27 protein-coding genes and 1 tRNA gene are annotated in these 26,662 nt (G+C 71.1%); 13 read left to right on the forward strand and 15 right to left on the reverse strand.

Going from position 1 to position 26,662, the window contains the following annotated elements; genetic code table 11:
- The first annotated feature begins 24 nt into the window (after positions 1–24).
- The 5 genes from KZC57_RS10155 to KZC57_RS10175 all read left to right on the forward strand — a co-directional run bounded on the left by KZC57_RS10155 (position 25) and on the right by KZC57_RS10175 (position 7,949).
- A tRNA-Leu gene (locus tag KZC57_RS10155) sits at positions 25–107 on the forward strand.
- Between the two features lie 83 nt (positions 108–190).
- On the forward strand, positions 191–430 hold the full coding sequence (locus KZC57_RS10160; protein ID WP_247641656.1) for a hypothetical protein: 240 nt from the start codon (positions 191–193) through the stop codon (positions 428–430).
- The gene (locus KZC57_RS10165; protein ID WP_247641657.1) at positions 427–570 is read left to right on the forward strand and encodes a hypothetical protein; all 144 of its coding nucleotides are present in this window, start codon (positions 427–429) and stop codon (positions 568–570) included. Before KZC57_RS10160 ends, KZC57_RS10165 begins: the two co-directional genes overlap by 4 nt.
- 121 nt (positions 571–691) lie before the next feature.
- Positions 692–7,417, forward strand: coding sequence for a GEVED domain-containing protein (locus KZC57_RS10170; RefSeq protein WP_247641658.1), 6,726 nt, complete (start codon positions 692–694; stop codon positions 7,415–7,417).
- A gap of 64 nt (positions 7,418–7,481) precedes the next feature.
- Entirely contained in the window at positions 7,482–7,949 is a 468-nt protein-coding gene (locus tag KZC57_RS10175; protein ID WP_060923308.1) for a hypothetical protein, read from the forward strand.
- Between the two features lie 13 nt (positions 7,950–7,962).
- On the opposite strand, the gene KZC57_RS10180 is transcribed toward KZC57_RS10175, so the two are convergent.
- The 5 genes from KZC57_RS10180 to KZC57_RS10200 all read right to left on the reverse strand — a co-directional run bounded on the left by KZC57_RS10180 (position 7,963) and on the right by KZC57_RS10200 (position 11,106).
- The gene (locus tag KZC57_RS10180; protein WP_247641659.1) at positions 7,963–9,105 is read right to left on the reverse strand and encodes a calcium:proton antiporter; all 1,143 of its coding nucleotides are present in this window, start codon (positions 9,103–9,105) and stop codon (positions 7,963–7,965) included.
- 122 nt (positions 9,106–9,227) lie between these two features.
- Positions 9,228–10,031, reverse strand: coding sequence for an SDR family oxidoreductase (locus KZC57_RS10185; RefSeq protein ID WP_247641660.1), 804 nt, complete (start codon positions 10,029–10,031; stop codon positions 9,228–9,230).
- The gene (locus tag KZC57_RS10190) at positions 10,028–10,501 is read right to left on the reverse strand and encodes a MarR family winged helix-turn-helix transcriptional regulator (protein WP_247641661.1); all 474 of its coding nucleotides are present in this window, start codon (positions 10,499–10,501) and stop codon (positions 10,028–10,030) included. The genes KZC57_RS10185 and KZC57_RS10190 overlap by 4 nt, the downstream gene beginning before the upstream one ends.
- Positions 10,502–10,528: 27 nt before the next feature.
- On the reverse strand, positions 10,529–10,843 hold the full coding sequence (locus tag KZC57_RS10195) for a hypothetical protein (protein ID WP_060923312.1): 315 nt from the start codon (positions 10,841–10,843) through the stop codon (positions 10,529–10,531).
- Positions 10,840–11,106 (reverse strand): hypothetical protein, encoded by a 267-nt coding sequence (locus KZC57_RS10200; protein WP_060923313.1) that lies wholly within the window; start codon positions 11,104–11,106, stop codon positions 10,840–10,842. Before KZC57_RS10200 ends, KZC57_RS10195 begins: the two co-directional genes overlap by 4 nt.
- 360 nt (positions 11,107–11,466) lie before the next feature.
- On the opposite strand from KZC57_RS10200, the gene KZC57_RS16420 reads away from it, so the two are divergent.
- On the forward strand, positions 11,467–11,601 hold the full coding sequence (locus KZC57_RS16420; RefSeq protein WP_255218720.1) for a hypothetical protein: 135 nt from the start codon (positions 11,467–11,469) through the stop codon (positions 11,599–11,601).
- 137 nt (positions 11,602–11,738) lie between these two features.
- Positions 11,739–12,053: a hypothetical protein gene (locus tag KZC57_RS10205; RefSeq protein ID WP_105948965.1), complete on the forward strand. Its 315-nt coding sequence runs from the start codon at positions 11,739–11,741 to the stop codon at positions 12,051–12,053.
- Between the two features lie 8 nt (positions 12,054–12,061).
- Here KZC57_RS10205 and KZC57_RS10210 read toward each other — a convergent pair whose 3' ends face one another.
- The 4 genes from KZC57_RS10210 to KZC57_RS10225 form a co-directional block, all read right to left on the reverse strand.
- Positions 12,062–13,039, reverse strand: a complete 978-nt coding sequence (locus KZC57_RS10210) for an SRPBCC family protein (RefSeq protein WP_247641662.1) — start codon at positions 13,037–13,039, stop codon at positions 12,062–12,064.
- Positions 13,036–13,281 carry a hypothetical protein gene (locus tag KZC57_RS10215; protein ID WP_060923316.1) on the reverse strand — a complete coding sequence of 82 codons (246 nt, stop codon included), beginning with the start codon at positions 13,279–13,281 and terminating at the stop codon, positions 13,036–13,038. The genes KZC57_RS10210 and KZC57_RS10215 overlap by 4 nt, the downstream gene beginning before the upstream one ends.
- A gap of 70 nt (positions 13,282–13,351) precedes the next feature.
- On the reverse strand, positions 13,352–14,536 hold the full coding sequence (locus KZC57_RS10220) for a zinc-dependent alcohol dehydrogenase (RefSeq protein ID WP_247642179.1): 1,185 nt from the start codon (positions 14,534–14,536) through the stop codon (positions 13,352–13,354).
- Positions 14,537–14,640: 104 nt separating this feature from the next.
- Positions 14,641–15,969, reverse strand: a complete 1,329-nt coding sequence (locus KZC57_RS10225; RefSeq protein WP_247641663.1) for a cytochrome P450 — start codon at positions 15,967–15,969, stop codon at positions 14,641–14,643.
- 150 nt (positions 15,970–16,119) lie between these two features.
- On the opposite strand from KZC57_RS10225, the gene KZC57_RS10230 reads away from it, so the two are divergent.
- The gene (locus tag KZC57_RS10230; RefSeq protein WP_060923431.1) at positions 16,120–16,557 is read left to right on the forward strand and encodes an SRPBCC family protein; all 438 of its coding nucleotides are present in this window, start codon (positions 16,120–16,122) and stop codon (positions 16,555–16,557) included.
- A 15-nt stretch (positions 16,558–16,572) separates the two neighbouring features.
- Here KZC57_RS10230 and KZC57_RS10235 read toward each other — a convergent pair whose 3' ends face one another.
- Positions 16,573–17,394, reverse strand: a complete 822-nt coding sequence (locus KZC57_RS10235; RefSeq protein ID WP_174521460.1) for a shikimate 5-dehydrogenase — start codon at positions 17,392–17,394, stop codon at positions 16,573–16,575.
- Between the two features lie 481 nt (positions 17,395–17,875).
- Between KZC57_RS10235 and KZC57_RS10240 the strand changes: the two genes are divergently transcribed.
- Positions 17,876–18,082, forward strand: coding sequence for a cold-shock protein (locus KZC57_RS10240; RefSeq protein ID WP_017203899.1), 207 nt, complete (start codon positions 17,876–17,878; stop codon positions 18,080–18,082).
- A gap of 92 nt (positions 18,083–18,174) precedes the next feature.
- Here KZC57_RS10240 and KZC57_RS10245 read toward each other — a convergent pair whose 3' ends face one another.
- Positions 18,175–18,840: an HAD hydrolase-like protein gene (locus KZC57_RS10245; RefSeq protein ID WP_060923430.1), complete on the reverse strand. Its 666-nt coding sequence runs from the start codon at positions 18,838–18,840 to the stop codon at positions 18,175–18,177.
- Positions 18,841–18,984: 144 nt separating this feature from the next.
- Here KZC57_RS10245 and KZC57_RS10250 point away from each other — a divergent pair, with 144 nt between their 5' ends.
- Entirely contained in the window at positions 18,985–19,221 is a 237-nt protein-coding gene (locus KZC57_RS10250; protein ID WP_060923429.1) for a hypothetical protein, read from the forward strand.
- Between the two features lie 3 nt (positions 19,222–19,224).
- Here the strand turns inward: KZC57_RS10250 and nucS are convergent, their stop codons facing one another.
- Together nucS and KZC57_RS10260 are read right to left on the reverse strand one after the other, a co-directional pair.
- Entirely contained in the window at positions 19,225–19,920 is a 696-nt protein-coding gene (gene nucS, locus KZC57_RS10255) for an endonuclease NucS (RefSeq protein ID WP_247641664.1), read from the reverse strand.
- A 35-nt stretch (positions 19,921–19,955) separates the two neighbouring features.
- On the reverse strand, positions 19,956–20,807 hold the full coding sequence (locus tag KZC57_RS10260) for a GAP family protein (RefSeq protein WP_247641665.1): 852 nt from the start codon (positions 20,805–20,807) through the stop codon (positions 19,956–19,958).
- 115 nt (positions 20,808–20,922) lie between these two features.
- On the opposite strand from KZC57_RS10260, the gene KZC57_RS10265 reads away from it, so the two are divergent.
- Positions 20,923–22,119: a sensor histidine kinase gene (locus tag KZC57_RS10265; protein WP_247641666.1), complete on the forward strand. Its 1,197-nt coding sequence runs from the start codon at positions 20,923–20,925 to the stop codon at positions 22,117–22,119.
- Positions 22,116–22,760, forward strand: coding sequence for a response regulator transcription factor (locus KZC57_RS10270; RefSeq protein ID WP_247641667.1), 645 nt, complete (start codon positions 22,116–22,118; stop codon positions 22,758–22,760). Before KZC57_RS10265 ends, KZC57_RS10270 begins: the two co-directional genes overlap by 4 nt.
- 1 nt (position 22,761) lies before the next feature.
- Here KZC57_RS10270 and KZC57_RS10275 read toward each other — a convergent pair whose 3' ends face one another.
- Entirely contained in the window at positions 22,762–24,000 is a 1,239-nt protein-coding gene (locus KZC57_RS10275) for an MFS transporter (RefSeq protein WP_105948973.1), read from the reverse strand.
- 60 nt (positions 24,001–24,060) lie between these two features.
- Here KZC57_RS10275 and KZC57_RS10280 point away from each other — a divergent pair, with 60 nt between their 5' ends.
- Positions 24,061–25,122 (forward strand): LacI family DNA-binding transcriptional regulator, encoded by a 1,062-nt coding sequence (locus KZC57_RS10280; protein WP_060922029.1) that lies wholly within the window; start codon positions 24,061–24,063, stop codon positions 25,120–25,122.
- A gap of 13 nt (positions 25,123–25,135) precedes the next feature.
- Here KZC57_RS10280 and KZC57_RS10285 read toward each other — a convergent pair whose 3' ends face one another.
- Positions 25,136–26,638 (reverse strand): hypothetical protein, encoded by a 1,503-nt coding sequence (locus tag KZC57_RS10285; RefSeq protein ID WP_247641668.1) that lies wholly within the window; start codon positions 26,636–26,638, stop codon positions 25,136–25,138.
- Between the last annotated feature and the right edge of the window lie 24 nt (positions 26,639–26,662).

Here is a 26,662-nt window from a genome sequence, read left to right on the forward strand (position 1 = left end):
TGAGTTCCTCGGAACGAGACGCTCGCGCGAGTGGCGGAATGGTAGACGCGCTGGCTTCAGGTGCCAGTGTCCTTATGGACGTGGGGGTTCAAGTCCCCCCTCGCGCACAGCGAGACATTCATGAAAGAGTCGGTCAGAGTCTGACCGGCTCTTTCTGTTTCCCCGCGAACACCCACGAACGGTCTCCCGCATGAGCCCCTGGATGCACACCGTCGGACTGATCGTCGTCCGCATCGTCTTCCCCGGCGCCCTGGCTCTGACGACGTTGCTGCTCCTCTGGTACGGCTTCGGCATTCTGGACGAGACGACCGGGTTCGCGTGGGTGATGATCGCGACGGGGGGAGCAGGGTTCCTTCTCTCCCTCCTCCTTCTCTGGCGACTCAACCGGCCGAGGAGAGGGAGCGCCTCACCCGTGAGCTGGACGAGGTGAACCGCCGGTGGCGGGAGGCGCTGGAGGCCGGTTTCCTCTCCGGCGGCTCCCTCGCCGCCCACGAGATCCGTGCGGAACTCGAGGAACGCGCGACGGCCCTGCGCCGTCGACTCGAGTCGCCTTCCTCTCCCGGTCAGTGACCAAAGTCCTCATCCTTTAGCGACGAAAGGTGGCCTGGAGTTCCCTCAAGCGCCGCCCTACTCTCAGCCGTATCCCAGTTCGGAGGGGTGGGTGGACTGGGCACGGAACAGGGGAGTGTTCATGCAGTTCTCTCTGCACACGAATTCCGAGCGCGAAGAGAAGAAGGACCGGAGAACGCGACGGCGTCTGCTGTCGCCGCGGCGCCCGTGGGCGGTGGCGACCATGCTCGCCCTCGTGCTGGGATCGCTCGTCGCGCCCGTGCTCCCGGCGACGGCGGCCCCGGGCGACCCGGCGCAGCTGTACCTCGGCGTCTCCTACGAGGGTCCGATCGTCGGTACGGACAAGGACCTGACGGCACCGACGGAGTGCCCGGCGAACTCGGTACTCACCGGCGTCCGGACGGAGAACAGGACCGCGGAGGCACCGTCCGGAGCGAACGCCATCCTCACTCGATTCGCGCTGCAGTGTTCGACCATCACGGTGAGCAACACGGGCGTCGTGACGGGAACGGTGAACCCCACCTGGATCGATGGGCCGGTCTACGATCAGAGCCGCGGGAATGTGTCCACCGCGACGTGTCCGGCGAACACCTTCGCGCATCGCATCACCGGCACGACCTTCGTCGGCCAGGGCGTTCGATGGCCATCCTCCGTGCAGATCACGTGCCGCCCGATGACCTTCACGGCCGCGGGGGAGCTGCGGATCAACCTCGCGGCGACCCCCACCGTCCTCACCGCGGGTGAGAACTTCAACACCAACGGCGGTCTCGATACGCCGACTCCTCGCTGTGGTCCGGGGGACACGACCGGGACGAGCGACATCGTCGTGCGCGGTTACCGCGCGCAGAGCGGTGGCGAGGGCATCGACGGCTTCAACCCCTCCTGTACGACGATTCCCGACGACTTCGGCGATGCGCCGGCCAGTTACGGCTCGGTCTCCCATGAGCTGAATGCGGCGACGTATCTGGGGTGGTCGGCCGATGCCGAGACGGCGATGCAGTACAGCGCGAACGCGACGGGCGACAACGTGGTCGGCGGCACGGCCCCGAACCAGACCATCAACGACGAGACGGGGGTGGCGTCGTTCGGGCCGATCATGGCCAGCGTGACGAACACCTATTCGGTGTCGGTGTTGGCGTCGAACAAGGTGCCGGGTGTGCCGGCGACCCTGGTCGGCTGGATCGACTTCAACCGCAACGGCGTGTTCGATGCGAACGAGGGTGCCACCGCGACGGTCCCGGCGGGCACGGCGGACGGCTCGTCGGTGACGCTGAACTGGTCCGGCATCGCCTCGCAGACGGTGGGCGGGCAGACGTTCGCCCGATTCCGCATCCAGAGCGGGACAGGGTTGACCGCGGCGACCCCGACGGGGACGGGCGGTCCGGGTGAGGTGGAGGACTACGCCGTCACGATCACGGCTCCGGCGCCCTCTCTGGCGTTGACGAAGACGGTCACGCCGACCACCGCCAGCGCGGCGGGGGACACGGTGACCTATTCGTTCGCGGTCTCGAACACCGGCAACGTCGCCGTCTCGGGGCTCGGTATCCGCGAGTCCGCGTTCAGCGGCACGGGGACGCTCGGGGCGGTGAACTGTGCGGCGACGACGCTCGCCGTGGGGCAGAACACGACCTGTACGGCGGCGTACACGTTGACGCAGGCGGACATCGACGCGGGCACGGTGACGAACACCGCGCTCGCGACCGGAACCTCCGAGGCCAACACCGGCGTGGAGAGCAACCCGAGCACCGCGACGGTCACCACGACCCGCACCCCGGCGCTCACGGTCGTGAAGTCGGCGACCCCGTCCGGACCGGACGACTTCACGGTCGGACAGGTGATCGACTACTCGTTCATCGTCACCAACACGGGCAACGTGACCGTCTCGAACATCGCGGTGAACGAGACGGCGTTCACGGGTTCCGGCTCCCTGTCGACGATCGAGTGCCCGGTCGCCCCCCTCGCCCCGGGTGCGCAGACGACTTGTCGTGCGAGCTACACCCTGACGCAGACGGACGTGGACGGGGGATCGGTCAGCAACACGGCGACCGCCACCGGTGTGCCGCCCGGGTCGCTGACGCCTCCGGTGTCTCCGCCCTCGACCGTGCGCGTGCCGGTGGACCCGGCTCCGGCGATCTCGCTGGAGAAGAGCTCCGAGACGACCGCGATCACCGGCGCCGGGCAGACGATCGACTACTCCTTCCTCGTCACCAACACCGGGAACGTCACCCTGACGAACGTCGGCATCGACGAGGAGTCCTTCTCCGGCACCGGAGCCCTCGACGTGACCTGCCCCGCCGGCGCCGCCTCCCTCGTGCCGGGGGCCGAGGTCACCTGCACCGCGAGCTACACCGTGACGGCCGCGGACTACAACACCTCGGCGCTCACGAACACGGCCACCGCGACGGGCACGCCGCCGACCGGTACGGCACCGGTGTCCTCGCCGTCCACGGTCGAGATCCCCGTCACCTCCGCCCCGGCGCTCACGGTGGCGAAGACGGCGGACCGCACGGAGATCACCGCGGCCGGACAGACGATCACCTACTCGTTCCTCATCACGAACACGGGGAACGTGACGATCGCCGACGTCGGCGTGACGGAGACGTCGTTCACCGGAACGGGAACCGCCCCCGTCGTCACCTGCCCCGCGGCCGCCGCCTCCCTGGCCCCGGGCGCGCAGGTGACGTGCACCGCACCCTACGTGGTGACCCAGGCCGACATCGACGCGGGCGGGGTGACCAACACCGCGACCGTGACCGGGGAGCCGCCCACGGGCGAACCACCGGTGTCACCGCCCTCGACCGTGGTGGTCCCCGCGGACGAGACGCCCGCGATCACCCTCGTCAAGACGGCCGATCCGACGTCGATCACCGCCGCCGGGGCGACCGTCGACTACGCCTTCCTCGTGACCAACACGGGCAACGTGACCCTCACCGACATCACCGTGACCGAGACCGCGTTCTCCGGCACGGGCACGGCGCCGGAGATCAGCTGCCCGGCCGCCGCGGCGACACTCGCTCCGGGCGCCCAGGTGACCTGCACCGCGTCCTATGAGGCGACGCAGGCGGATGTCGACGCGGGTCAGGTGACCAACACCGCCACCGCGGCGGGCACGCCGCCGCGCGACCTCGAGCCGCCGGTGTCCGCACCCTCCACGGCGATCGTCACGGTGCCCGGCGCGCCCGCCCTCACGGTCGCGAAGACGGCTGACCGGACGGAGATCACCGCCGCGGGGGACGTCATCACCTACTCGTTCCTCGTGACGAACACGGGCAACGTGACGATCGCGGACGTGACCGTGGACGAGGTGTCGTTCTCGGGTACCGGTGCGACTCCCGTCGTCACCTGCCCCGCAGCGGCCGCGTCCCTCGAACCCGGAGGTCAGGTGACGTGCACCGCGACCTACGAGGTGACGCAGGCCGACATCGATGCAGGCGGCGTGACGAACACCGCCACCGTGACGGGCGACCCGCCCGGAACCCTCGAGCCGCCGGTGTCGCCGCCGTCGGAGGTCGAGGTGCCGTCGATCGAGACGCCGGGCATCACCGTCGTGAAGTCGGCCGACCCCTCCACGGCTGCCGGCTACACGGTGGGGACGGAGATCACCTACACGTTCGTCGTGACGAACACGGGCAACGTGACCCTCACCGACGTGACGGTGGACGAGACCGCGTTCACGGGCTCGGGAGAGGTGTCGGCGATCTCGTGTCCGGCGGGGGCCGCATCGCTCGCACCGGGGGCGCAGGTCGAGTGCACCGCTACGTACACGCTGACGCAGGCCGACATCGACGCCGGGCAGTTGTCGAACACGGCGACGGCGACGGGCACACCGCCGTCGGGGACGCCACCGGTGTCGCCGCCGACGACGGTGGAGATCCCCGGTGACCCGGCCCCGGCGCTGACCGTGGAGAAGACCGCTGACCGGACGGAGATCACGGCAGCGGGACAGACGATCACCTACTCGTTCCTGGTGACGAACACCGGGAATGTCACGGTGCGCGACGTCACGGTGGAGGAGGGCACCTTCACCGGTACGGGTCCTGCTCCGGTGGTGACCTGTCCTGCGGGTGCCGCCACGATGATTCCCGGTGCGCAGGTGACGTGTACGGCGGAGTACGTCGTCACGCAGGCGGACATCGACGCGGGTGGAGTCACCAACACCGCGACCGTGACGGGCACGCCGCCGTCCGGGGAGCCGCCGGTGTCGCCGCCTTCCGAGGTCGAGGTGCCGTCGGAGCCGTCGCCGGGCCTGTCGGTGTCGAAGACGGCGGACCGGACCGAGATCACGGCCGCCGGCCAGACGATCACCTATTCCTTCCTCGTCGCGAACACCGGCAACGTCACTCTGACGGACGTCGAGGTGACGGAGGCCTCGTTCACCGGCAGCGGGACCCCGCCGGTCATCGAGTGCCCGGCCGCGGTGGCGTCGCTCGCTCCCGGGGACGAGGTGACCTGCACGGCGGAGTACGTCGTCACGCAAGCCGACGTGGATGCGGGTGGTGTGACGAACACCGCGACCACGACCGGTACTCCCCCGTCGGGGGAGCCGCCGGTGTCGCCGCCTTCCGAGGTCGAGGTGCCGTCGGAGCCGTCGCCGGGCCTGTCGGTCGTGAAGTCGTCCGACCGGTCGACGATCACCGCAGCGGGTCAGACGATCACGTACTCGTTCCTCGTCACCAACACGGGTAACGTGACGATCGCCGACGTGACGGTCGAGGAGACGGGCTTCACCGGCACCGGCACGGCTCCGGTCGTGACGTGCCCGGCGGGGGCCGCGTCGCTCGCGCCGGGTGCTCAGGTCACCTGCACCGCGCCGTACGTGGTCACGCAGGCCGACCTCGACGGCGGCGGGGTGACGAACACCGCGACCGTGACCGGCACGCCGCCCTCGGGCGAACCCCCCGTGTCACCACCCTCGACCGTGCTGGTCCCCGGCGACCCGGCACCCGCGCTGACCGTGGCGAAGACGGCCGACCGCACCGAGATCACCGCGGCGGGCCAGACGATCACGTACTCCTTCCTCCTCACCAACACGGGCAACGTCACGCTGACGGACGTGGGTGTGGACGAGGTCTCCTTCACCGGCACCGGCACGGCTCCGGTGGTGACCTGTCCCGCGGGAGCGGAGTCGCTCGCTCCGGGAGCGGAGGTGACGTGTACCGCGCCGTACGTCGTGACCCAGGCCGACGTCGATGCGGGTGGCGTCACGAACACCGCCGCCGGCACGGGGACACCGCCGTCGGGGCAGCCGCCCGTCTCGCCGCCGTCGACGGTCGAGGTGCCCTCGGAGGGGTTGCCGGCCCTCACGGTCGCGAAGACCGCGGACCTCACGCGCATCAGCGCCGCAGGGCAGACGATCACGTACTCGTTCCTCATCACCAACACGGGCAACGTCACGATGACGGACGTCGGCGTGGACGAGGTGTCGTTCTCCGGGACGGGAACCGCGCCGGTCATCACGTGTCCGGCCGCGGCCGCCTCGCTGGCCCCCGGTGCGACCGTGACCTGCACGGCGCCGTACGTGGTCACCCAGGCGGATGTCGATGCAGGGCAGCTCACGAACACGGCCGTCGCGACGGGAGAGCCGCCGACGGGTCCGCCGACCAGCGAGCCGCCGCTCACGCCTCCGTCGACGGTGGAACTGCCCGGTGACCGGAACCCGGCGATCGCCGTGGTGAAGTCGGCCAGCCCGGACACGGCAGCGGCCTACGTCGTGGGCCAGGACATCACCTACTCCTTCGTGGTGACCAACACCGGCAATGTCACGCTGACGGACGTCACGACCACCGAGGGCGACTTCTCCGGGACGGGTCCGCTGTCGGCGATCGACTGCCCGCCCGGGACCGCGTCGATGGCCCCCGGTGCCCAGCTCATCTGCACGGCGACGTATGTGCTGACGCAGGAGGACATCGACGCCGGCCAGGTGACGAACTCCGCGACCGCCACCGGTGTGCCGCCCGGGGACCTGCAGCCCCCGGTGTCGCCGCCGTCCGAGGCGCGCGTCCCCGCGCTGTCGACTCCGGGCCTCAGCATCGTGAAGTCGGCGACCCCGGCCGTGATGACGACCGTGGGGGAGACTCTGGAGTACTCCTTCGTCGTGACCAACACGGGAAATGTCACCCTGGCGGACGTGGCGGTGGACGACACGGACTTCTCCGGTGAGGGCGAGCTGTCGGCGATCACCTGCCCGGACGACGCCGCCCGCATCATTCCGGGCCAAACGGTGACCTGCGCGGCGACCTACACGACCACACAAGCGGACGTGGACTCCGGACGGCTGACCAACACCGCGACGGCCACCGGCACGCCGCCCTCGGGTGAACCGCCGGTGTCACCGCCCTCGACCGTGGAGGTGCCGTTCGACGGGACCAACTCCCTCGCGATCGAGAAGCGGGCGACGACCGTCGACGTGAACGCCAACCGGCTCATCGACCTCGGCGACCGGGTGGAGTGGACGATCATCGTCACCAACACCGGGGCGCAGACGGTCTCCGACATCGTCGTGTCGGATCCCACGGCCGGTGCGGTCACCTGCCCGGCGACGAGCCTCGCCTCCGGGGAGCAGATGACGTGCACGGTGCCTCCGCACACGATCGACGCCGCGGACGTGCGTCGCGGTGAGGTGCGCAACGTCGCGACCGTGACCGGCAACACGCCGGCAGGGCCGATCGATCCGCCGACCTCGCAGACGGTCACCCGCGTGGTGCCGACGCCGCCGACCGGACTCGCGGTCACGGGTGGCACGCTCGCCGCCGGCGGCCTGCTGCTGGGCGGGGTGATGGTCCTCGCCGGACTGGGCCTGGGCCTCACGCGGATGCGACGGCGAGAGGAAGAGCAGGAACAGCGCTGACCGAGAGGCGGCCCGTGGCGGGTGATCGCCCGCCACGGGCCGCTCCTGGTCGAAGGAGGAGCCCATGATGTCCACACGCCGCCGCAGCATCGCCCGCCTCGCGGCCCCGATCCTGATTCTCGGATTCCTTCTCAGCGGCTGCACGCCCGCCGCGGAGGATCCGGCCCCGACGCGCACGGCCGCGGAAGGGGCGCCGCAGATCCCCGGTGAAGACGAGGGGGTCGTCGGAGCGACGAGCGTGCCGGAGGATGTGCCGGACGCTCCGGAGGTGCGCGCCGGCACCCAGATCACGACCTGCACCACGGAGGATGACGGCGGTACGGCGGAGGGCGTGGTCGGCAATCCGACCGACGAGGATGCCGCCTACGTCGTGACCGTGTTCTTCACCACCGATGCGGCTACGGTCGTCGGGTCCGGTCAGGTGACGGTGGAGGTCCCCGCCGGCGAGGAGGCCGACTGGTCCCTCACCGCGGACTTCGTGCCGCCGAGCGACCTCCGCTGCGCGCTGCGCGGAGCGGGCGCGGCATCCTGACCCGCTGAGGGGCTCAGCTGAAGAGGATGAGGACGTAGACGGCGAAGGTCACCAGGTGCGCGGCGCCGTGCATCGCGGTGACCCGCTTCGCCGCGAACGTCGTCACCGACAGCAGCAGCGTCACGGCGAGCATGAGGAGGTTCGCCGGCGACTCGGCGAGCACCACCTCCTGCCCGGTGAGCATGCCGATCAGGAGGACAGCGGGGATGGTGAGGCCGACCGTCGACACGAGCGCGCCATGGCAGAGGTTGTTCACGCGCTGCGCCTCGCCGTTCAGGGCGGCGCGGATCGAGGTGATCGACTCGGGGAGGAACACGATGCCCGCGATCAGCAGTCCCGCCAGGGCGACCGGAGCGCCGAGCCGGCCGAGACCGTCGTCGAGCAGGGCCGCCATGTCGTGCGAGAGCAGCACGATCGGGACGACCGTGACGACGAGGAGCACGAGGCGGGTCAGCACCTCGACGCGGTGGGCCGCGAGCACCTCGCGGATGGGGGTCCGCGGCGCCGCCGTGCCCTCGGAAGCGCGGGCCCCCGACCGCAGTCGCTCGTCCACCTCGGTGAAGTCGTCGGCCTGCGCACCCATCTGCCGGAACAGGAAGAACGCGTAGAGAGCGAGGGTGAGCAGGATGATCGGGATCTCCTGCCCGATCGTGTACGCACCGTTGTCACCGATGAGACCGGGGAGGCCGAACGCCAGAGCGACGAGGACCACGAGCATCGACAGGTACGCGGATGTGCCGGTGCGGTTGTGCGCCATCCCCCGATGGCGGAGGCCACCGAGGAGGAGGGCCAGGCCGATGACGAGGTTGAGGATGATCATCGACACGGCCATGACCGAGTCCCGCGCGATCGTGGCGTGCTCGCCCGGCCCGAGCATGACGGCCGAGATGAGGATCACCTCGATGAGCACGATCGACAGCGTCAGCACCAGGGAGCCGTAGGGATCGCCCAGCCGGTGGGCGAGGGCCTCCGCCTGCTTCACGACGCCGAACGCGCACACGAGGATGACGGCGACGATCACGAGGAGGGCGACGACGAGGAGGGGTCCGGGCACGGGCGGCGCGAGCAGCGGGTGCAGGGCCAGCAGGGCGGCGAACGCGGCCCACCCCAGCGCCACGCGCAGCACGTCGGTGCGGGTGATGAACGACCGGATCATGACGGACTCCTTCATGAGTCAGTCGTCGTGTGCGGGTACTGCTCCCTCGTCCGCTGCTCCGGGTGCCGGAGACACCTCCAGGATACCCGCGCTCCCGGAACAGCGGCTGAGCAGAGCCGGACTCAGCCTTGCGGTGCGTCGTTCCAGGACCAGATGTCGTCGCCTCGCAGCACGGCGTCGGCCCCGCCGTCGCAGTAGATCGTCTGTCCCGCCATGTGGGTGTTGGCCGGGCTGGTCAGCCAGACGAGCAGCTCGGCGATGGAGGACGCCGGCTGGTGGTAGTTCAGCGGCATCGGCACGGCGGCGTCCACCATGGCCAGGCCCTCGGGCGAGTCGAGCAGGCCGGCCGTCATCGCCGTGGTGACGGTTCCGGGGGCGACGGCGTTCAGCGGGATGCCCGCTCCCGCCCACGCCGGGGTGACGCTCTCGCGACGGACCCAGCGCGAGAGGGCGCGCTTGCTGGACGAGTAGTTGAGGAACCCGGCCTCGGGCGTCGCGGCCAGGCGGTCGCCGATCTCGATCGCGCGCGCCTCGTCGCCGGCGAGGGCGGCGTCGACGAGCTCGGGCGACACCGGCTGCAGCGAGGCCATCGACGACACCACGGCGGCGCGGGGTGCGTCGGCCAGGCTCAGCGTGGGCTGGAGCGCGGTCAGGAACTCGGTCACGCCGAAGAAGTTGATGGACATCGTCTTCGAGATCGGAGCCGAGATGCCGGCGCAGGCGATGACGGCGTCGATCCCGTCGTCGGCCGCCTCGACCACGCCGCTCGCCGCGGCCAGACGCCCCTCGTGGGTGGAAAGATCTCCGTCGACCTCGACGCCGGCGAGGTCGACGCCGATGACGGTGTGGCCCTGGGAGCGGAGCAGCTCGGCGGTGGCGGCGCCGATCCCGGATGCGGATCCGGTGACGACATAGGTGCGGGTCATGGGGTTTCCTCCTTGATGGACACGACCGGCGGCGTGCCGGACAGTGCGGTGACGAAGCGGCCGAGCTGGCGGCGGAATCCATCGATCTCGTCCGGTGACCAGCCTGCGAGCGCATCGTCGACCATGCGATGGCCGGCCTCGACCAGGCGCGCATAGGCCGTCCGGCCTGCGCCCGTGAGGCGCACCTCGACCGTGCGTCCCGAGCGCACGGGGTCGACGACGCCCTGCGTCGCCATGCGGGCGACGAGCTTCGACGTGGTCGGCCGCGACAGTGTCGCGTGCGCGGCCAGGTCGCCGAAGCCCATCGCACCCCCGTTCATCCCGAGCAGGTAGAGCGCGCGGATGGCGGACGGATCGAGGGCGACGTCGACGGCTTCCGCGACCTGACGTTGCAGGTCGCTCTCACTCCATTCCGACACCACGCGGACGAGGGCCAGGTGGATGCCGGCGACGTCCTCGCCGGTGGTCATGTGTCCATGGTACGCCTCAAAGTTGCCTCAGGCAACAGTTGTGACGTATCCCGCGCTCGCCGTGTCCTCCGCGAGCGTGAAGAAGTGCCGACCGCCCGCGCGCCGCGCGCGTCGCCACCGTCGCTGCTGCCCGTCGGCGTAGTCGAGCACGATCCACGCGGGCGGGGGCGTGCCCTGCGGGCCGAGCACGAACGAGCACGCCCCGAGGCCGGGGGAGGCGAGCTCGGCGACGAAGCGATCGCCACCGGGGGCGAACGGTGCCGTGTCATGGAGCTCCGCCGGCTGTAGCCGCAGCACGGCGTCGGCCGGTTCCTGGGTCTCCGCGCGGAGCCGGCGCCTCATGCGGCACCGCCCTGGCGTGCCGCCCACTCCCGGGTGTCCCGAAGGCCGTGCGCATCGAGGTAGGCGCGGATCACGTCCGCGGTCAGGCGGATCTGCGCCTCCGTGCCCATCGCCGCCTGCATGACGCCGATCGCGGGCGCCGGCTTGCCGTCCACCCGCTCGAGCGCCTCCCAGACGATGTCCTCGCGGCCGCCGCGGCCGAGGGCGTGCGGCATCGAGGTGAACCCCGTCCTGCGCTGCTCGGTGGGTCGTGTCTCTGGCATGGGTGTTCCTCTCTCGGGGCGTATGGGCAGGCTCGCGCCGAGGGACGGGGGTCCCTCGCGAGACGCACGTCGGACGGCGGGGTGGTCTCCCCGGGGTCGGTGCGCGTGGTGCGGTGGCGCGCGCTCCGCCGGCGTCCCGGTGAGGGGCGTGCGGAGCGGTCGGCCTGGCCGGTTGCTGTCCTTCGACGGTACCACGTTATTTTGAGTCATTCAAAAGAAGTGGCTGGATCATCCGCTCGCCGAGTGGGCTCCTGAGCGATTCCCGCACGCGTTTTTCTCCCGTTCAGCGGGAAATTTGACTTCCCTGTGCTTCCGGGTATGGTCGGGGATTACGCCAGCCAGTCACAAAGGGGAAGCGCCATGTCAGGAAAGTCCACACCGGGTCGCGCAGGAAAGAAGGCGCCGCAGCTCTCGCTCAAGGAGAAGCGGGCGGCGAAGCGCGCGAAGAACGCCCCGGACGAGTTCCTCAAGCCTCGCAAGGGCGCGAAGAGCTGAGGGCTCCGGCCCGGTGGGCGTGGCGGTCCTCCGCTGCGCCCACCGGGGATACCGGGGCGACGGCGAGCTGTCAACGGGCCTTGTCCTCAGCGCGGATCCGACGCACTCTGGAGTCTCCGCTACGAGAGGAGCGCGTCATGTCGAATCCGGAAGCCTTCATGTACCCGGACGAGCCGTTGCTGTCGGAGGAGGCTCTGCGGCTCGCGGAGGAAGACGCCGCCGCCGAGTCCGAGGAGGAACCGTCCCGCGAGGGCATCGCGGCACATCTCGCCGAACGGGGCGGCGACGACCCCGACGCCCTGCAGGACGTGCCCGCCGGCGGCGCCGGTGCGGACGCCGGGGCCGGAAACGCGGCCCGCGTCGACCCGTCGTCGAAGAACCCGCCGGAGCCCGCCTACGAGTCGACCCACAGCAAGGAGCCGGGCGTCGGTCCGCGGCACGAGGGCGACTGAGCCGACGCTCAGCGGAAGAGGCGGCTGATCCCGCTCTCGACCTGCGCGAGCTGGATGAAGACGAGGCCGCGCCAGAGCGGAAGCAGCGGTGCCCGCAGTGCCCGTCGCACCGGACCGCGGGGCCTGGCCTCCCACGTCATCGTCGCGCGGAGCTGCGTCCCGCCCGCGGCCGGTTCGAGTGCCATCGTGAGGGCGCGCGGATTCGCATGGGGCGCGTCGGGGTACTCGAAGCGCCAGGTGAGCGCCCCGGACTCCTCCTCCCGCATCACACGGAGGCGATGGAACTCGGGCTTGCGGCGCAGGGGCCGTCCGTCCGGCGCCGTGGTCGGGGCGAATGCCTCCCAGGGGCCGTCGTTCCCGGCGGGGAGGACGCCGGCGACGCTCTGCTCCCACTCCGGGAGCCGTTCAGGATCGGCGAGCACCGCCCGGACCTCGGATTCCGCGGCCGGCACGAACATCGAGCGGGACCCGGTGATCCCCCCGGCCACCGGCTTTCGGCCCGGCTGAGGGGAGCGCGCGGTGCCCTCGACCTCGTCGAGCTGGGCCGTGAGGTCGTCTTCCGTCACGGCGAGCCGACCGAGGATGGCGGCGATCAGGCCGCTGGGTTCTGCGAGCAGGGCACGAAGCACGGCGGCGGAGTCCCCGCGGCGACCTCCCTGAGACGCGGCTCGGAGCACGGCGAGGGCACGCTCGGTCCAGTCGTAGCCGTCGGTCTCATGGAACACGATGCGCCCCGGACCCACCGCCGGAGCGTCGATCCCCATGGCGAGGAGCTGCCCCGCGTGCTGCGCCTCGACAGCGGCCCTGGTGGCATCGAGGCGGACGCCGGCCCGTCGGAGCACCTGTCCGCCGGTGTCGGCGTCGATCGTGAGCGCGAGCAGCAGGTGGTCGATGTCCGCGTCGCGCAGTCCGAGGCGTGAGGCCTCCTCCATCGCCGCGAGCGAGAGGGTGTGCATGGCCGCGGCGGCGTCCGTGAAGCGGCTCATGCGTTCCGCCGCGGGACCGGGATGGTCGGGTCGATGCGGCGGCTGTGCTTCTTGTGCGCGGCCTGTCGCGTGACGCCGAGGGCGTCTGCGATGGTCTGCCAGCTCATCCCGGCGCGAAGGGCGGCCTCCACCTGCCGCAGCTCGAGAGCGTCGGCGAGGGTCCGCAGCGAGGCCACGGCGCGCAGCCCGGCACGCGGATCGGTCGTGTCCGCGGCGGCGCGGGCGATGTCGAGGGACTCCATGCTGTCAACCTAGGTTGCTGACGGGCAGATTGTCAACCGCGGTTGCTCGAAGAGTCCCTCGACCGACCCGTCAGGCGGCGGAGGGGTGCAGTACGACCTTGATGCAGCCGTCCTTCTTCTCCTGGAACGTCCGGTACAGCTCCGGGGCGTCCTCCAGCGCCGCGTGATGCGTCGTCAGATCCATCACGCCCAGCGGATCCGACGGGTCCTCGACGAGCGGGAGGAGATCGTCGATCCAGTTCTTCACGTTGCACTGGCCCATCCGCAGGCTGATCTGCTTGTCGAAGAGGGTCTTCATCGGCAGGATGTCGGCATCGCCCGCATACACACCGCTCAGCGAGATCGTCCCGCCGCGGCGGACGGCGTCGATCGAGGCGTAGACGGCAGCGAGCCGATCCACCCCGGCCTTGTCGAGCATCTGCCGCGCTGCGGGATCGGGCAGCAGGCCGACCGCCTTCTGCAGGAACTCCACACCGCTATTGCCGTGCGCCTCCAGGCCCACCGCATCCACCACGGCATCCGCACCCCGTCCCTCGGTCGCGTCGCGGATCTCTTCCACGGTCGTGTCGGTGAGGTCGAGCGTCTCGATGCCGTGCCGCTCCGCCATCGCCCGTCGTTCCGCCACCGGTTCGACGGCGATGACGCGGTGGCCGCGGTGCCGGGCGATCCGGCTGACGAACTGCCCGACGGGGCCGAGGCCCATCACCGCGAGGGTCCCGCCTTCGGGAAGCTGCGCGTATTCCACGCCCTGCCAGGCCGTCGGCAGGATGTCGCTGAGGAAGAGGTAGCGCTCATCCGGCAGGTCCGGTGCGACCGGGATGTGGTTGTAGTCCGCCAGCGGCACGCGGAGATATTCGGCCTGCCCGCCGGGGACCTGGCCGTAGAGCTTGGTGTAGCCGAAGAGAGCTGCGCCGCTGCCGTACTTCCGCACCTGGGTCGTCTCGCACTGCGATTGCAGCCCGCGGAGGCAGAAGAAGCACACCCCGCAGGAGATGTTGAAGGGGATCACCACGCGGTCACCGGGCTTCAGCTTCGTGACGTTCGCGCCGACCTCCACCACGACGCCCATCGGCTCGTGCCCGAGGATGTCGCCGCGGTCGAGGAACGGCCCCAGGAGCTCGTAGAGGTGCAGGTCGGATCCGCAGATGGCCGACGAGGTGATCCGGACGATGGCGTCCGCCGGCTGCTGGATGACCGGGTCGGCGACCTCCTCCACCGTCACGTTCCGTTTGCCCTGCCAGGTGAGTGCCTTCATCATGTCCTCCACGTCTCGATGTCCGTCGTCCCTCCACGCTCTCGGGCGCGCCGCAGCATGGCCACCCGGTTGACAGGCCGTGGACGACGTGCGATCCCCGGGACTCAGTGGAAGGGGCAGCCGCGCCCGGAGCCGGAGGCGCGCACCCGCGCTCCGGACGTGGGCTTGGTGGGCAGGCGGCGGCGATTCACGTGGAGCCCCTCGTCGAGCACCGTCAGCTCCGGGTCGCTCAGGACGGCGACGGCGGCGGAGAGCCCGGCGATGACGAGCTTCTCGCCGGGGCAGCGGTGGCCGGAGGCGACGTCGCCCCCGCCCTGGGGGACGAAGGTCGTGATCTCCTCGTAGTCGTCCACGTCGGTGAACCGCTCGGGGGCGAAGCGCTCCGGGTGGGACCACGACCGCTCGTCGGTGTTCGTGCCGAGGATGTCGAGGACGACCCGGCCGCCCTCCGGGACCGTGACGCCGTCGATCTCGACCTCGGCGATGGTACGACCAGGCAGCATCGGCACGAACAGTCCGGTCCGCCGCACCTCCTGCGCGAACAGGACGGCCAGCGTGCCCCCGACCAGGGCGCCGCGCTCCGTCGTCTCCGCTGCGATCCGGGTACGCCACTCGGGGTGGTCGTGCAGCTGCTTCGCGGCGAAGGCCACGAACCGCGCGGCGGCGATCATCGGACGGATGCTGTTCTGCAGCTCGACGCCGGCCACCTGGGCGGGCAGAAGCTCGCCGTTCTCGTCGCGATGCCCGGCCCACAGGGCGAGCGCGGTGCCCTCCGGCGCCGCCAGATCGCCGGCGCGGACGGCTTCGATGAGGCGGCGCGCGTGACGGTCCGAGAAGATCCGGTTCGCGAACGCCTCGACGTAGGCGGGGGAGTAGGGGGCGCCGAACCCGTCCACGATCTGCGCGAGGCGCGCGGCCCAGCGGGTCTGCGCCGCCGGCGTGCCCGGGAGCCCGGCCCAGCGCATCATGGCGCGCCCGAAGGCGCCGACGGCCGCGTCGTAGGCGCTGCGGGTGCCGCCGGCGCGCCAGTCCTCGCGCTCGGCCGCCCATTCCCGTTCGAGGAACGGTGTGAGCCGTTCGACCTGCGCGTCCTCGTACGCGGCTTGGACGAAGGTGGCCTTGCGGTGGCGGTGGGCGGTGCCGTCGAGCGCGTGCACGGAACCGTGCCCGAACAGGGGCTCGCGGACGATCCCCGGCATGGCGCCGGCACGGGCGATGCGGCTCTCGTCGTAGAACAGCTCCACACCCTCGGCACCGCGGACGAAGGCCGCCGGGTGCCCGAGGAGGCGCATCGGGGCCGACCGGGCGCCGGGGCGGACTCGGCGCCAGATGCGCTCGCCGAAGTCGTAGCCGCGGGTGAGCAGCGCCGGCGAGTCCTCGTGCAGGGCCGCGTCGACACCGTCGGAGAGTCGGGAAGTCAGTCGCTGAAGCATGATCCGACCCTGTCACGCGCCCGCGCGGCAGCCCAAGGGGGAGGCGTCCTCGGACCGATTGTGCTAGCCGGGACGGTCGGTGTCGCCGATGTCAAGCACCTGCCCGAGTGAGGTTCGCGGCGCGCAGGATGGGGGCAGAACGGAGGAACCATGGCCACCAACACCCGCGACCTGACGTGCACCACCCATGACGTGTTCCGCGTGCTGGCGAACGGCTGGCTCTACCCCGCGTGGGTGGTCGGCGCCTCCCGCATGCGCGACGTGGACGACTCCTGGCCCGCGGCCGGGGCCCAGCTGCACCATTCGGTCGGCACGTGGCCCGCGCTCCTGGACGACACCACCGAACTGGTGGAGTGGCACCCGCCGCACCGTGCGGTCATGCGGGCGCGCGGCTGGCCGGTGGGAGAGGCGCAGGTGACGATCCGCGCGCGGACGACCCCGACGGGATGCCAGGTGCGCATCGACGAGGAGCCCGTCAAGGGCCCGGCGACGATCCTGCCCCGATTCCTGACCACGCCGATGCTCCGCTGGCGGAATGCGGAGACGCTGCACCGTCTCGGCTACCTCGCCGAGGGCCGCGCGTCCTGACACGCGCTCAGCGCGTCACGCTCCGGCGCGCATGAACTCCTCGGCGGCGCGCACCTGCTCCGCGGACGGACGGATGCCGGTGTACAGGACGAACTGCTCCAGCGCCTGCCGGGTCGCGACCTCGGCTCCCGTGATCACCGTCTTACCCGCGGCCCGGCCGGCGGCGATGAGCGGCGTCTCGGCGGGCAGCGCGACGACGTCGAACACGACTTCGGCGGCGTCGATGGCCTGTTCCGGGAAAGCGAGGGCGTCGGCCTCCGTACCCCCGGCCATGCCGATCGGGGTGACGTTCACGATCACGTCGGCCCTCGCGTCTCCGACCTCGGCGCGCCAGGCGAACCCGTACAGCTCGGCGAGGGAGCGGCCCGCCGTCTCGTTCCGGGCGACGATGGTCACGTCCGTGAAGCCGGCGTTGCGGAACGCGGCGGCCGTCGCCTTCGCCATGCCGCCCGAACCCCGGAGGAGGACCGACGACGCCGGGTCGAGGTCGTTCTCCGTGATCAGCTGAGCGATCGCCGCATAGTCGGTGTTGTGGGCCGTGAGCACGCCGTCGTCGTTCACGATCGTGTTGACGGAGTCGATGGCCTGCGCCGAGGGGTCCATGCGGTCGACGAGCTCGATGACGTCCTCTTTATAGGGCATCGAGATCGCGCACCCGCGGATGCCGAGGCCGCGCACCCCCGCGATGGCCTGCGTGAGGTCGGTCGGGGCGAAGGCCTTGTAGATCCAGTTCAGATCGAGGGCCTCGTACAGGTGATTGTGGAAGCGGGTGCCGTTGTTGCTCGGCCGTGCCGACAGCGAGATGCAGAGCGTCATGTCCTTGTTCAGCATGGTCACCGCTTCAGGCTACCCGTGCATCTGTCAAGGTCCATGGCGGGAGAACGCGTCCTCCCCTATGGTGAAAGTGCATGCAAGGGGATCGATCGTCTACGCCTCTCCCCAGGAGGCGGAGGCCCTCCCCACGGGCCGGACGATCCGTGCATGCGATTGGGCCCTCTCGAGTAGTTCAGTCCCCAATGGACTCCTCGAGAGGGCCGCTCTCCGGCTACTCGCCACGAAGTTTTTTCAGATTTGTCCCCCAAAAGGGGGACAAGAAGCTCGCGGAGGGGTTAGGCTGTTCCTGACGCACCCTCCGGTCGTCTTCGGCCCTCATCGCTCCCCCCGCGGTGAGGGCCACACCATTTTCCGGGCGCATCCGCTCATGCAACATTTGGATTACCTTCTCGCAACGGCTATTCCGCCGGGGGTCCCCTCCACTAGCGTTAGCGATGTCGGTGCACCCCTGCGTCGGCTTCTACATCAGCAGAACAGGCAGTACATGAGCACCCAGGGCACGGTCAAGTGGTTCAACTCGGAGAAGGGCTTCGGCTTCATCTCCCCCGACGACGGAGGCGCTGACGTCTTCGCGCACTACTCCGCCATCCAGTCATCCGGCTACCGCTCTCTCGAAGAGAACCAGCGGGTCGAGTTCGATGTGGCGCAGGGTCCCAAGGGCCTGCAGGCAGAGAACATCCGCCCCGTCTGAGGCGGAAGCAACACCGGGAACTCCCCGTCGGATCCACGCGCAGGCGCTGACCCGGCGGGGAGTTTCGTCTTCCCTGATGGCCCTGGAGCCGGTCAGGGCAGCAGGAGTGCGCGCAGCTCGTCGACGGTCGTGACGCGGAACGCCGCGTCGTCGCCCTCGTGCGGGTCGCTGAAGCCCCAGCCGACGAAGATCACGGGCACGCCGTTGGCGAGACCGCCCTCGACGTCGTGGTGCCGGTCGCCCACGAGGACCGGGCGGGAGGTGTCGGCACCGAGCGCGCGCAGCCGTCGCAGCGCCTCGGCCACGATGTCCGTCTTGGACGCGAGCGTGGCCTCGTCCGGCGTGGCGCCCACGGTCGTGAGGAACGACGGCCGGAGTCCGAAGTGATCGACCAGGGCGTCGACCTGATTCTCGGGCTTCGAGCTCGCCGTCGCCTGGGGCACGCCCGCCGCGTGCAGGTCATGGATCAGCTCGGCGACGCCCGGATACGTCTGCACGTCGGTCGTGTACCCGTCGGCTTTGCCGAGGGTGCGGTAGAACGCCACCGCCTCGGCCGACTGCTCCGGCGTCATCCCCGCCTGGTCCTGGAACGACTGGAACATGGGAGGGCCGATCCAGTGCACGAGCTCCTCGCGCGTCGGCGCCGGGTGGCCGAAGTGCGTCAGGGCGATGTTCAGGCGACGCAGGATCCCGACCGAGGCGTCGACGATGGTCCCGTCGACGTCCCAGAGCACACACGAGTAAGGCGAAGAGGGCATGCCTCCAGCCTAGGGTCCGCGAACGGGTGCCCGCCCGTCCTGCACAGGTGTGCACGAAACGGGTTCATCCACCGAACGCGGGAAGGCCCTTCACGCCGATCTAGAGTCGTGACAGCGGCGGGATCACGGGTGAGAATGGGGGCCATGTACGTGTCGGTGGAAGTCATCACGATGCTGGCGACGGCCGCGACGACTCTCGTCGCGATCATCAGCGGATTCGGCTGGATGATCGGTCGGATGGACGCGCGCTTCGCCGCGGTGGACGCGAGGTTCGCGATCCAGGACGCGAAGTTCGACCGGATCGAGCACGAGCTCACCGAGGTGAAGATCGCGATCGCGCGGCTGGAGGGCCCGCGGCCGCGCCTGGTCTCGACGCGCTGAGGGTCAGAAGAGGCGGGGGATGCCCGACTCGATGCCCTTCATGTCGTCGTAGTCGAGCACGAGGCAGCGGATACCGCGATCCTCGGCGAGCACGCGGGCCTGCGGCTTGATCTCCTGAGCGGCGAACACGCCCTGCACCGGGGCGAGGTGGGGGTCGCGTCCCAGGAGCTCGAGGTAACGGGTGAGCTGCTCGACGCCGTCGATGTCGCCGCGGCGCTTGACCTCGACCGCGATCGCCACGCCGTCGGCGTCGCGCACCAGCAGGTCGACCGGGCCGATGGCCGTGGGGTACTCGCGACGGACCAGGGTGGCGCCCTCGGCGACGCGGTCCACCTGCTCCGCGAGCAGGCGCTGCAGGTCGGCCTCGACGCCGTCCTTCTGCAGCCCGGGGTCGATCCCGAGTTCGTGGCTGGAGTCGTGGATGACCTCGTAGATCTGCACGCGGAGGGCATCGCCGGTCTTCTTGTGGGTCACGCGCCACACCTCGACGACGCCGGCGCCGGCCTCCTCCTCGCCCGGTTCCTCGGTCGCGAGCAGGCACGGCGGGCTCATCCAGTTCAGCGGCTTGTAGCTGCCGCCGTCGGAGTGCACGAGCAGACTCCCGTCACCCTTGTGCACGAGCAGGCGGGTGGCGAGCGGAAGGTGGGCGTTGAGTCGGCCGGTGTAGTCGACCGAGCAGCGGGCGATGACGAGACGCACCCGACGAGCCTACTTCGTCGTCGCCGGGGTCGCGGTCAGAAGATCGCGTCGAAGAGTCCCAGCTCGGTGGCGGCCGACCGGGCGATGAGGAAGCCGATGATGCCGATGATCCAGGCCGTGTTCTCCGCGCCCGTCCGCTCCATCCAGGCGGCGAAGCGCTCCAGTGGGCGCTGCACGAGCGGGGCCGCCACCAGTCGCAGCACGAGGAGCACGAGCGCCGGGAGGATCATCAGCGCGCAGTACCCGGCGAGGGAGAGCACCCGGAGCGGCGTGTCGACGCCGGCGTCCGCGAGCATCGTCATCGCCACGATGTAGGGGAGCATCGTCGCGACCTCCACGAGTCCGGCGGCGATGGCGACGGCCATGACCGCGAACCCCCGGGTCTGCGGGTCGAGCAGGCGTTCCCGCCACCGAGCGATCCGACCGGGACGCGGTGCGGTCGTCGCGGTGGCGGTCGAGGGAACGGGTGGGTGTGCCGGGGCGATCGACCCGGACAGCGGTTCGCTGCCCGGGTCGCCGGAGCCGGTCGCCGCGGTGGTGGCCCCGCGCGCTCCGACCGGCGCCGCTTCCGCAGGCTTCGTCGGCATCACGAGAGCGGTGACGAGAAGGGCGGCGCCGACGACGAGACGGGTGATCATGCCCGCGGGAGAGCTCAGGAAGGCGGAGGCGACGTCGACGAGGTTCACCAGGCCCCAGAGGAAGAGGAGGCCGACCACGAGATAGAACACGGCGATCGTCGCGAGATAGAGGAGGATCCGTCCGGCGCGCACCCGGCCGGGATGCAGCAGCAGGAAGACCGGGATGAGCAGCGTCCCGACGCTCAGGCCGTCGATGAGCGCGAGCACGGCGAGGGAGAGGGGCAGCGGGAGCCCGCCGAAGAGTTCCATGCCTCCACGATTGCGACGGCTCGGCATGCGCGGATCGGGCGAAAGTCGGGGTCGTCCGGATGCTCTCATCCTTTGGTCGGATGCGACGCCGTCCGCGCCGTGATTGCATGAGGGCATGCACGATCCGGCCGACGGAGGGCCCGCCGCCTGGTACCGGCGGCACCGGTGGTGGGTGGACCCGCTGGGCATGGCCGGTCTCGCGACGGTCATGGCGGCGCTCGGGTTCCACGGCATCTGGGGACCGTTCTCCCTGCTGCCGGAGGACTTCTCGCCGTGGTGGGCGCTGGTTCTCGCGATCCCGGCCTGCGCTCTCGCCCTCGGCAAGCGGCGTCATCCGTGGACGGTGCTCGCGCTCGTCGCCGGGCTCTTCGTCGCCGACCTCCTCACCGTCGGCGGCGTCGGGACGCTCGTGGTGCTGCTGGACGTGCTGTGGACGGCGGCCTTCCTCGCCGGCCCCCGCGGGCGCCGCGTGCTTCTCGTGCTCCTGGGCGTGGCGACCGTCGCCCTCTTCCTCGCCGCCCTGCTCTTCTCGGCGGCGACTCCCGCGGTCGCGGTGCTGTTCGCGGTGCAGTTCGGCGCGATCTTCGGTACGGACTACTGGTGGGCGGTGGCGGTGTCGCAGGCGCACGAGCTGGCCGACCTGCACCGTCAGCGGGCGGAGGACGCCGCAGCGACCGCCGCCCGGGACCGGGCGCAGGCCGTCCAGCGCGAGCGCGAGGCGATGGCGCGCGAACTGCACGACGTGGTGGCCGGGCATGTGATGGCCATGGCGATCCGGGCGGAGGCGGCGCTCGCAGCGCCCCCGACGCGGGCGGACGATCGCGCCGCTCTGCAGGCCGTGCGCGATGCCGGGCTGGACGCGCACGGAGCCCTGCGCACCATGATCGGGGTGCTGCGCCGCGGCGACGGGGCGCTCGCGCCGACCCCGGGATGGGCCGACCTCGCGGGTCTCGCCGCGGAGGCCCGACGCTCGGGCTTGGACGTGCGCCTCGCCGTCGAGCACCCGGGTGCGCTCGGCGGCGGCGGAGAGCAGGCGGTCGTGCGGGTGGTGCGCGAGGCCCTGGGTAACTGTGTCCGCCATGCCAACGGTGCCGTGGTCGAGGTGACCATCGGCCCGGTCGACGAGCAGGCCCGCGTCGCGGTGCGCTCGCGGGGCGGCGCGCCGACCGTCACCGCCGGGCACGGCGGCGAGGGGTGGGGGCTGCAGATGCTGCGGGAGCGCATCACCGCCCTCGGCGGGACGTTCCGCGCCGGTGCGGAACCCGACGGCTGGCTGGTCGAGGCGCGACTGCCGGTGGGGGGCCGGTCATGACCGCACCGACCGTGCTGCTCGCCGACGACCACGGCGCGATCAGGGCCGGCCTGCGCATCATGCTGGAGACGCACGACATCACTGTCGTCGGGGAGGCCGCGGATGGCGAGGTGGCCGTGCGCAATGCCGCAGCGCTCCGGCCGGATGTCGTCCTCATGGATCTGCGCATGCCGGGGCGCGACGGGGTCTCGGCCACCCGCGAGATCGTCGAGCGCGGACTGGGGGATGTGCTCGTCCTGACGAGCTTCGACGAGGACGAGCTCGTGCTCGCGGCGATCCGGGCGGGAGCGGTCGGATTCCTCCTGAAGACCGTCGATGCGCCGACTCTCGTCCAGGCGGTGCGCGCCGTCGCCGTCGGAGACGGGTCGCTGGACCCGCGGGTCACCCGCCGCGCGCTCGCGGCAGTGGCGGCGTCCGCTCCGGAGCCCACGCCGGTGACGACGTTCGCGCTGCCGGAGCTGACGCCCCGGGAGCGCGACGTCCTCGACGGGATCCTGCAGGGGTGGTCGAACGCCCAGCTCGCCGCGCGCCTGCGGATCTCCATCCCGACGGTGAAGACGCACGTCTCGAACGTCCTCACCAAGCTCGGCGCGCGCAGCCGGACGCACGCGGCCGCGCTCGTCCGCGGGGTCGAGGACTGAGTCAGCGCTCGACGGTCGGGACCGCCGGAGCCTTCTCCTCGGCGCGCAGCGGTCGGGCGGCGCCGGAGAACAGACCCGAGAGCACCACGAGCGCGACGAGGATGAAGAGCGTGTTGAGCAGTCCGATGTGCTCGCTGATGACCCCGAGCACCGGCGGGCCGCCGAGGAACGCCACATAGCCGATGGTCGCGGCCGCGCTCACCCGTGCGGCGGCCTTGGCCGGATCGTCCGCCGCGGCCGACATGCCGAGGGGGAAGCCGAGCGACGCGCCGATGCCCCACAGCGCCGCGCCGACGAGGACCAGCGGCAGCGTGGGTGCGAGGATGAACAGGAGGATTCCGGTGGCGGCGGTCGCGGCCAGGATGCGCAGCACCAGCACCCGGCCGAAGCGGTCCACGAGCGGCCCGCCGAAGAGGCGGACCACGGTCATGCCGACGGAGAAGACCGCCAGGGCGACGGCCCCTGTGCCCTCCGCGAAGCCGTGTCCCTGCTCGGTGCCCAGGGCGATCCAGTCGTTGGCGCCGCCCTCCGCGAAGGACATGCCGAGCATGACGGTTCCCAGCAGGTACGTGCGCGGCTCGCGCCAGGCCTCGAGCGCGGTGTGCATCCGCTGACGGAACGGGGGCTTCTCGTGGTCCTCGGGGTCGAGAGCGGCCTCCCGCACGGGCACCTGGAAGAAGCAGACGACGGCGATGACGGCGATGAGGACGCCCATCGACACCGCGTGCGTGCCGACGTCGACCTTGAGGGCAGCGGCGAGGGCGCCGATGCCGGCGCCGAGCACGGTGCCGAAGCTGAAGAACGCATGGAAGACCGGCAGGATGGTGCGGCCCATCTGCTGTTCGATGGCGGTGGCCTCGACGTTCATCATGACGTCGACGCAGCCGTTGCCGAAGCCGAAGAGCACCATGCCGATGAGGACGACAGGCACCGACCCGAAGACGGTCGCGCCGAGGCCGACGAGGGCGATGCCCGTGGCGAACGTGAGCATCGCCAGGAGCATGCCGCGCCGCGCACCGGTCCGCGCCATCACGGCAGGGCTCGTGGAGATGCCGAGGATGGACGCGACGCCCATGCCGAGCAGGATGAGGCCGACCTGCGCGTTGTCGAGGTCGAGCGCCTCCTTGATCCCCGGCACGCGGGACGCCCAGGTCGCGATCGAGAGTCCGCTGGCGAGGAAGATGGCGAAGATCGCGGTGCGCCAGCGCACGAACTGCGAGCGGGTGAGGGCGGTGTCCATGGCGGACAGCCTATCGAATCGATTCGACATTGCGCGACCGAACCGGGCTATCCTCGGAGTATGACCAGGGAGACGCCGCGCCGGCCCACGATCGCCGATGTGGCTCGCGAGGCGGGGGTCGCCACCTCGACCGCGTCGGTCGTCTTCAGCGGCAAGGCCAAGGTCGCACCCGCCACCCGCGACCGGGTGCTCGCCGCCGCGACCGACCTCGGCTACACGGGGCCCGACCCGCGCGCCGCCTCCCTCCGTCGCGGTCGCAGCGGCATCGTGGCGGTGGTCCTCGAGGGGCACCTGCGCGCGGCCTTCCTCGACCCCGTGACGACCGCCATGATGGACGGCCTCACCGACGGCCTGGCCGATCTCAGCGCCGGCATCCTCCTCATGCGCGACGAGCCCGGCGAGGACGGCTCGGCCATCGCGAGCGCCCCCGTCGACGCGGTGGTGCTCATCGGCTGCTCGGGCCGTACCCGCGCGTCTCTCGAGATCGTGCGTGGACGGGGTCTCCCCGTCGTCGTCATCGAGGGGGACGCGGGGCTCGACGTCCCGCGCATCACCCTGGACAACGTCGCCGCCTCCGCCGAGATCGCCCGCCACGTGCGCGACCTCGGACACCGGGACGTCGCGCTCGTCACGCTCTCGCTGGACGCCGAGCGCGAGCGCACCCTCATCACGCCGGAGCGTCTGGCCCACGCCACCGTCGACGTGACGGTCGACCGCCTGGCCGGCATGCGGGAGGTCTTCCCTGACGCTCCGGCGATCTCGGCCTCGGGCAGCCTCATCGACGAGGGCATCCTCGTCGGGCGGATGCTGCTCACCGATGCCGACACCCGCCCGACCGCGGTGCTCGCGCAGAGCGACCTGCTGGCCGTCGGTGTGATCCGCGCCGCGGAGGAGCTCGGACTCCGCGTTCCCGAAGACCTCTCGGTCGCGGGTTTCGACGGCATCCCCCTCGACGGCCTCGGCGATCTCACCCTCACCACGAGCGTGCAGCCGGCGGTGGAGAAGGGCAGGGCGGCGGGAGAGCAGGTCGCCCGGATGCTGCGCGGTGAGCCGGGCGTCACGCAGGACCTGCACTGCGTCTTCCGCGCCGGCACCACGACCGCACCGCCTCCGTCGCGCTGACGGCGCGCACCGGTCAGGAGTGGGCGGGCCCGAGAGGAAGCGTCGCCGGCGCGTAGTCGAGGATGCGATACCGCCCGCACGCGATGACGGCTGTCGGGGCCGCAGCGGTCGGCAGGTTCCACGCCACCGTCTGCGCATCCTCGATGAGGAACGAGATCTCCCCCGCCGCGAAGTCGCGACGATCGACGAGCCACGCGTAGCCGCGGAGCTCATGATCGACCTGCACGAGCCGGGCCGGGTCGGCCGCGTGCAGCTTGGGGAGCCGGACGGTCCAGAACTGTCCGGCACCGGTGCGCCCTGACGAATCCACCCAGTCCGTCACACAGGCGAGGTCCGTGTCGGGCGCGCTCGCCGCCTGCACGATGCGGGGTACGGACACGGAGCCGCCGGCGAGAAGGGCGATGGCGACGACGGCGGAGACGACCCGCGGCAGCGTGGCTCGCCGCATCCGGACGCGCGGCAGGGTGACGAGGGCGAGGACCGGGGCGAAGGCGAGAGGTTGCAGGTACCGCGCCGCGTGGGTTCCCGCCGCGATGCCGCCGACGAGCACGACGAGCGGGAGTGCCCAGGCGGCGGTGGTCACCAGGCGGTCACCCGCGTCCGACGAGCGGGCCGACCGCACGACCGCGAGGACCATCAGCGCCAACACGGCCATCGCGCCGAGCACCCCGCCGGGGGAGGACAGCCGATCGATCGCGAGGCCGGCGTAGTACGCAGCGGAGTGGATCCATTCCGCCGGTTGGATGTAGCCGGCACCGGAGTTCGCGATCCATGCCGAGAAGGGAATGCGACCGAGGAAGCCCAGGATGCTGCCGCCGACCAGCGACGCGATCAGCTCCAGACCGCGGCGCCGGATAGCGAGCGTGGTGAGACAGAGGCCGACCAGGACGAGGGAGAGCGGCACCGTGGCCCAGGCGGCGAACAGCGGATTGCTGAGGGTCGCCACCGCTGCGACCACCCCGAGTCCGAGTGGGAGCGCGAAGGTGCCGGCAGGGCGATCGAGGAACCGCCGACACAGGCCGACGGCCAGTACGACGGCCACGACGGTCGCGGAGTAGTACGTCGTCGTCAGCATCAGCGACGCGAGCTCGAGCGCGTCTCGTGACGGCGAGGACTCCGTGGCGATGAGGAGACAGAACACGGCGAGGGCGCCGACCGCCCAGGCGACCGGTGCGCGACCCTCGACGCGCCGCCCGGCGGCGAGACGGATCGCCCCGTAGAGCGCGAGGACGTTGACCACCCCGTTGGCCGCGAGCACGCCGTTCACGTCGAACGGCAGCACGGCGTCGAGGGCCGTGAACACCGCGATCTCGGGGAGGAAGAGCACGCTGGACAGCGCCCAGTCGCCCCCGCCCCCATCCAGGACCGATCGGCCGACGAGGGCCACGATCAGCGAGTCCCCGTCGTCGAACATCAGGACCGAGCGCGGCGAGGAGGCGAGGTGTCCGACGGCGACGAGCGCCAGCGCCAGCGCGGCCGCCCACCCCGCCAGTTCGCGTCCCCAGACCCGCCGCATGCGACCACTCTGACATGCGATCTC

The organism is Microbacterium sp. KSW4-4 (assembly GCF_023091185.1).
Classification (GTDB): Bacteria; Actinomycetota; Actinomycetes; order Actinomycetales; family Microbacteriaceae; genus Microbacterium; species Microbacterium paraoxydans.

Coding starts and splice junctions, on each gene's coding strand:
- KZC57_RS10160 (WP_247641656.1), top strand. CDS start 191: ATGAGCCCCTGGATGCACACCGTCGGACTGATCGTCGTCCGCATCGTC.
- KZC57_RS10170 (WP_247641658.1), top strand. CDS start 692: ATGCAGTTCTCTCTGCACACGAATTCCGAGCGCGAAGAGAAGAAGGAC.
- KZC57_RS10175 (WP_060923308.1), top strand. CDS start 7,482: ATGATGTCCACACGCCGCCGCAGCATCGCCCGCCTCGCGGCCCCGATC.
- KZC57_RS10180 (WP_247641659.1), bottom strand. CDS start 9,105: ATGATCCGGTCGTTCATCACCCGCACCGACGTGCTGCGCGTGGCGCTG.
- KZC57_RS10185 (WP_247641660.1), bottom strand. CDS start 10,031: ATGACCCGCACCTATGTCGTCACCGGATCCGCATCCGGGATCGGCGCC.
- KZC57_RS10190 (WP_247641661.1), bottom strand. CDS start 10,501: ATGACCACCGGCGAGGACGTCGCCGGCATCCACCTGGCCCTCGTCCGC.
- KZC57_RS10195 (WP_060923312.1), bottom strand. CDS start 10,843: ATGAGGCGCCGGCTCCGCGCGGAGACCCAGGAACCGGCCGACGCCGTG.
- KZC57_RS10200 (WP_060923313.1), bottom strand. CDS start 11,106: ATGCCAGAGACACGACCCACCGAGCAGCGCAGGACGGGGTTCACCTCG.
- KZC57_RS16420 (WP_255218720.1), top strand. CDS start 11,467: ATGTCAGGAAAGTCCACACCGGGTCGCGCAGGAAAGAAGGCGCCGCAG.
- KZC57_RS10205 (WP_105948965.1), top strand. CDS start 11,739: ATGTCGAATCCGGAAGCCTTCATGTACCCGGACGAGCCGTTGCTGTCG.
- KZC57_RS10210 (WP_247641662.1), bottom strand. CDS start 13,039: ATGAGCCGCTTCACGGACGCCGCCGCGGCCATGCACACCCTCTCGCTC.
- KZC57_RS10215 (WP_060923316.1), bottom strand. CDS start 13,281: ATGGAGTCCCTCGACATCGCCCGCGCCGCCGCGGACACGACCGATCCG.
- KZC57_RS10220 (WP_247642179.1), bottom strand. CDS start 14,536: ATGAAGGCACTCACCTGGCAGGGCAAACGGAACGTGACGGTGGAGGAG.
- KZC57_RS10225 (WP_247641663.1), bottom strand. CDS start 15,969: ATGCTTCAGCGACTGACTTCCCGACTCTCCGACGGTGTCGACGCGGCC.
- KZC57_RS10230 (WP_060923431.1), top strand. CDS start 16,120: ATGGCCACCAACACCCGCGACCTGACGTGCACCACCCATGACGTGTTC.
- KZC57_RS10240 (WP_017203899.1), top strand. CDS start 17,876: ATGAGCACCCAGGGCACGGTCAAGTGGTTCAACTCGGAGAAGGGCTTC.
- KZC57_RS10245 (WP_060923430.1), bottom strand. CDS start 18,840: ATGCCCTCTTCGCCTTACTCGTGTGTGCTCTGGGACGTCGACGGGACC.
- KZC57_RS10250 (WP_060923429.1), top strand. CDS start 18,985: ATGTACGTGTCGGTGGAAGTCATCACGATGCTGGCGACGGCCGCGACG.
- KZC57_RS10260 (WP_247641665.1), bottom strand. CDS start 20,807: ATGGAACTCTTCGGCGGGCTCCCGCTGCCCCTCTCCCTCGCCGTGCTC.
- KZC57_RS10265 (WP_247641666.1), top strand. CDS start 20,923: ATGCACGATCCGGCCGACGGAGGGCCCGCCGCCTGGTACCGGCGGCAC.
- KZC57_RS10270 (WP_247641667.1), top strand. CDS start 22,116: ATGACCGCACCGACCGTGCTGCTCGCCGACGACCACGGCGCGATCAGG.
- KZC57_RS10275 (WP_105948973.1), bottom strand. CDS start 24,000: ATGGACACCGCCCTCACCCGCTCGCAGTTCGTGCGCTGGCGCACCGCG.
- KZC57_RS10280 (WP_060922029.1), top strand. CDS start 24,061: ATGACCAGGGAGACGCCGCGCCGGCCCACGATCGCCGATGTGGCTCGC.
- KZC57_RS10285 (WP_247641668.1), bottom strand. CDS start 26,638: ATGCGGCGGGTCTGGGGACGCGAACTGGCGGGGTGGGCGGCCGCGCTG.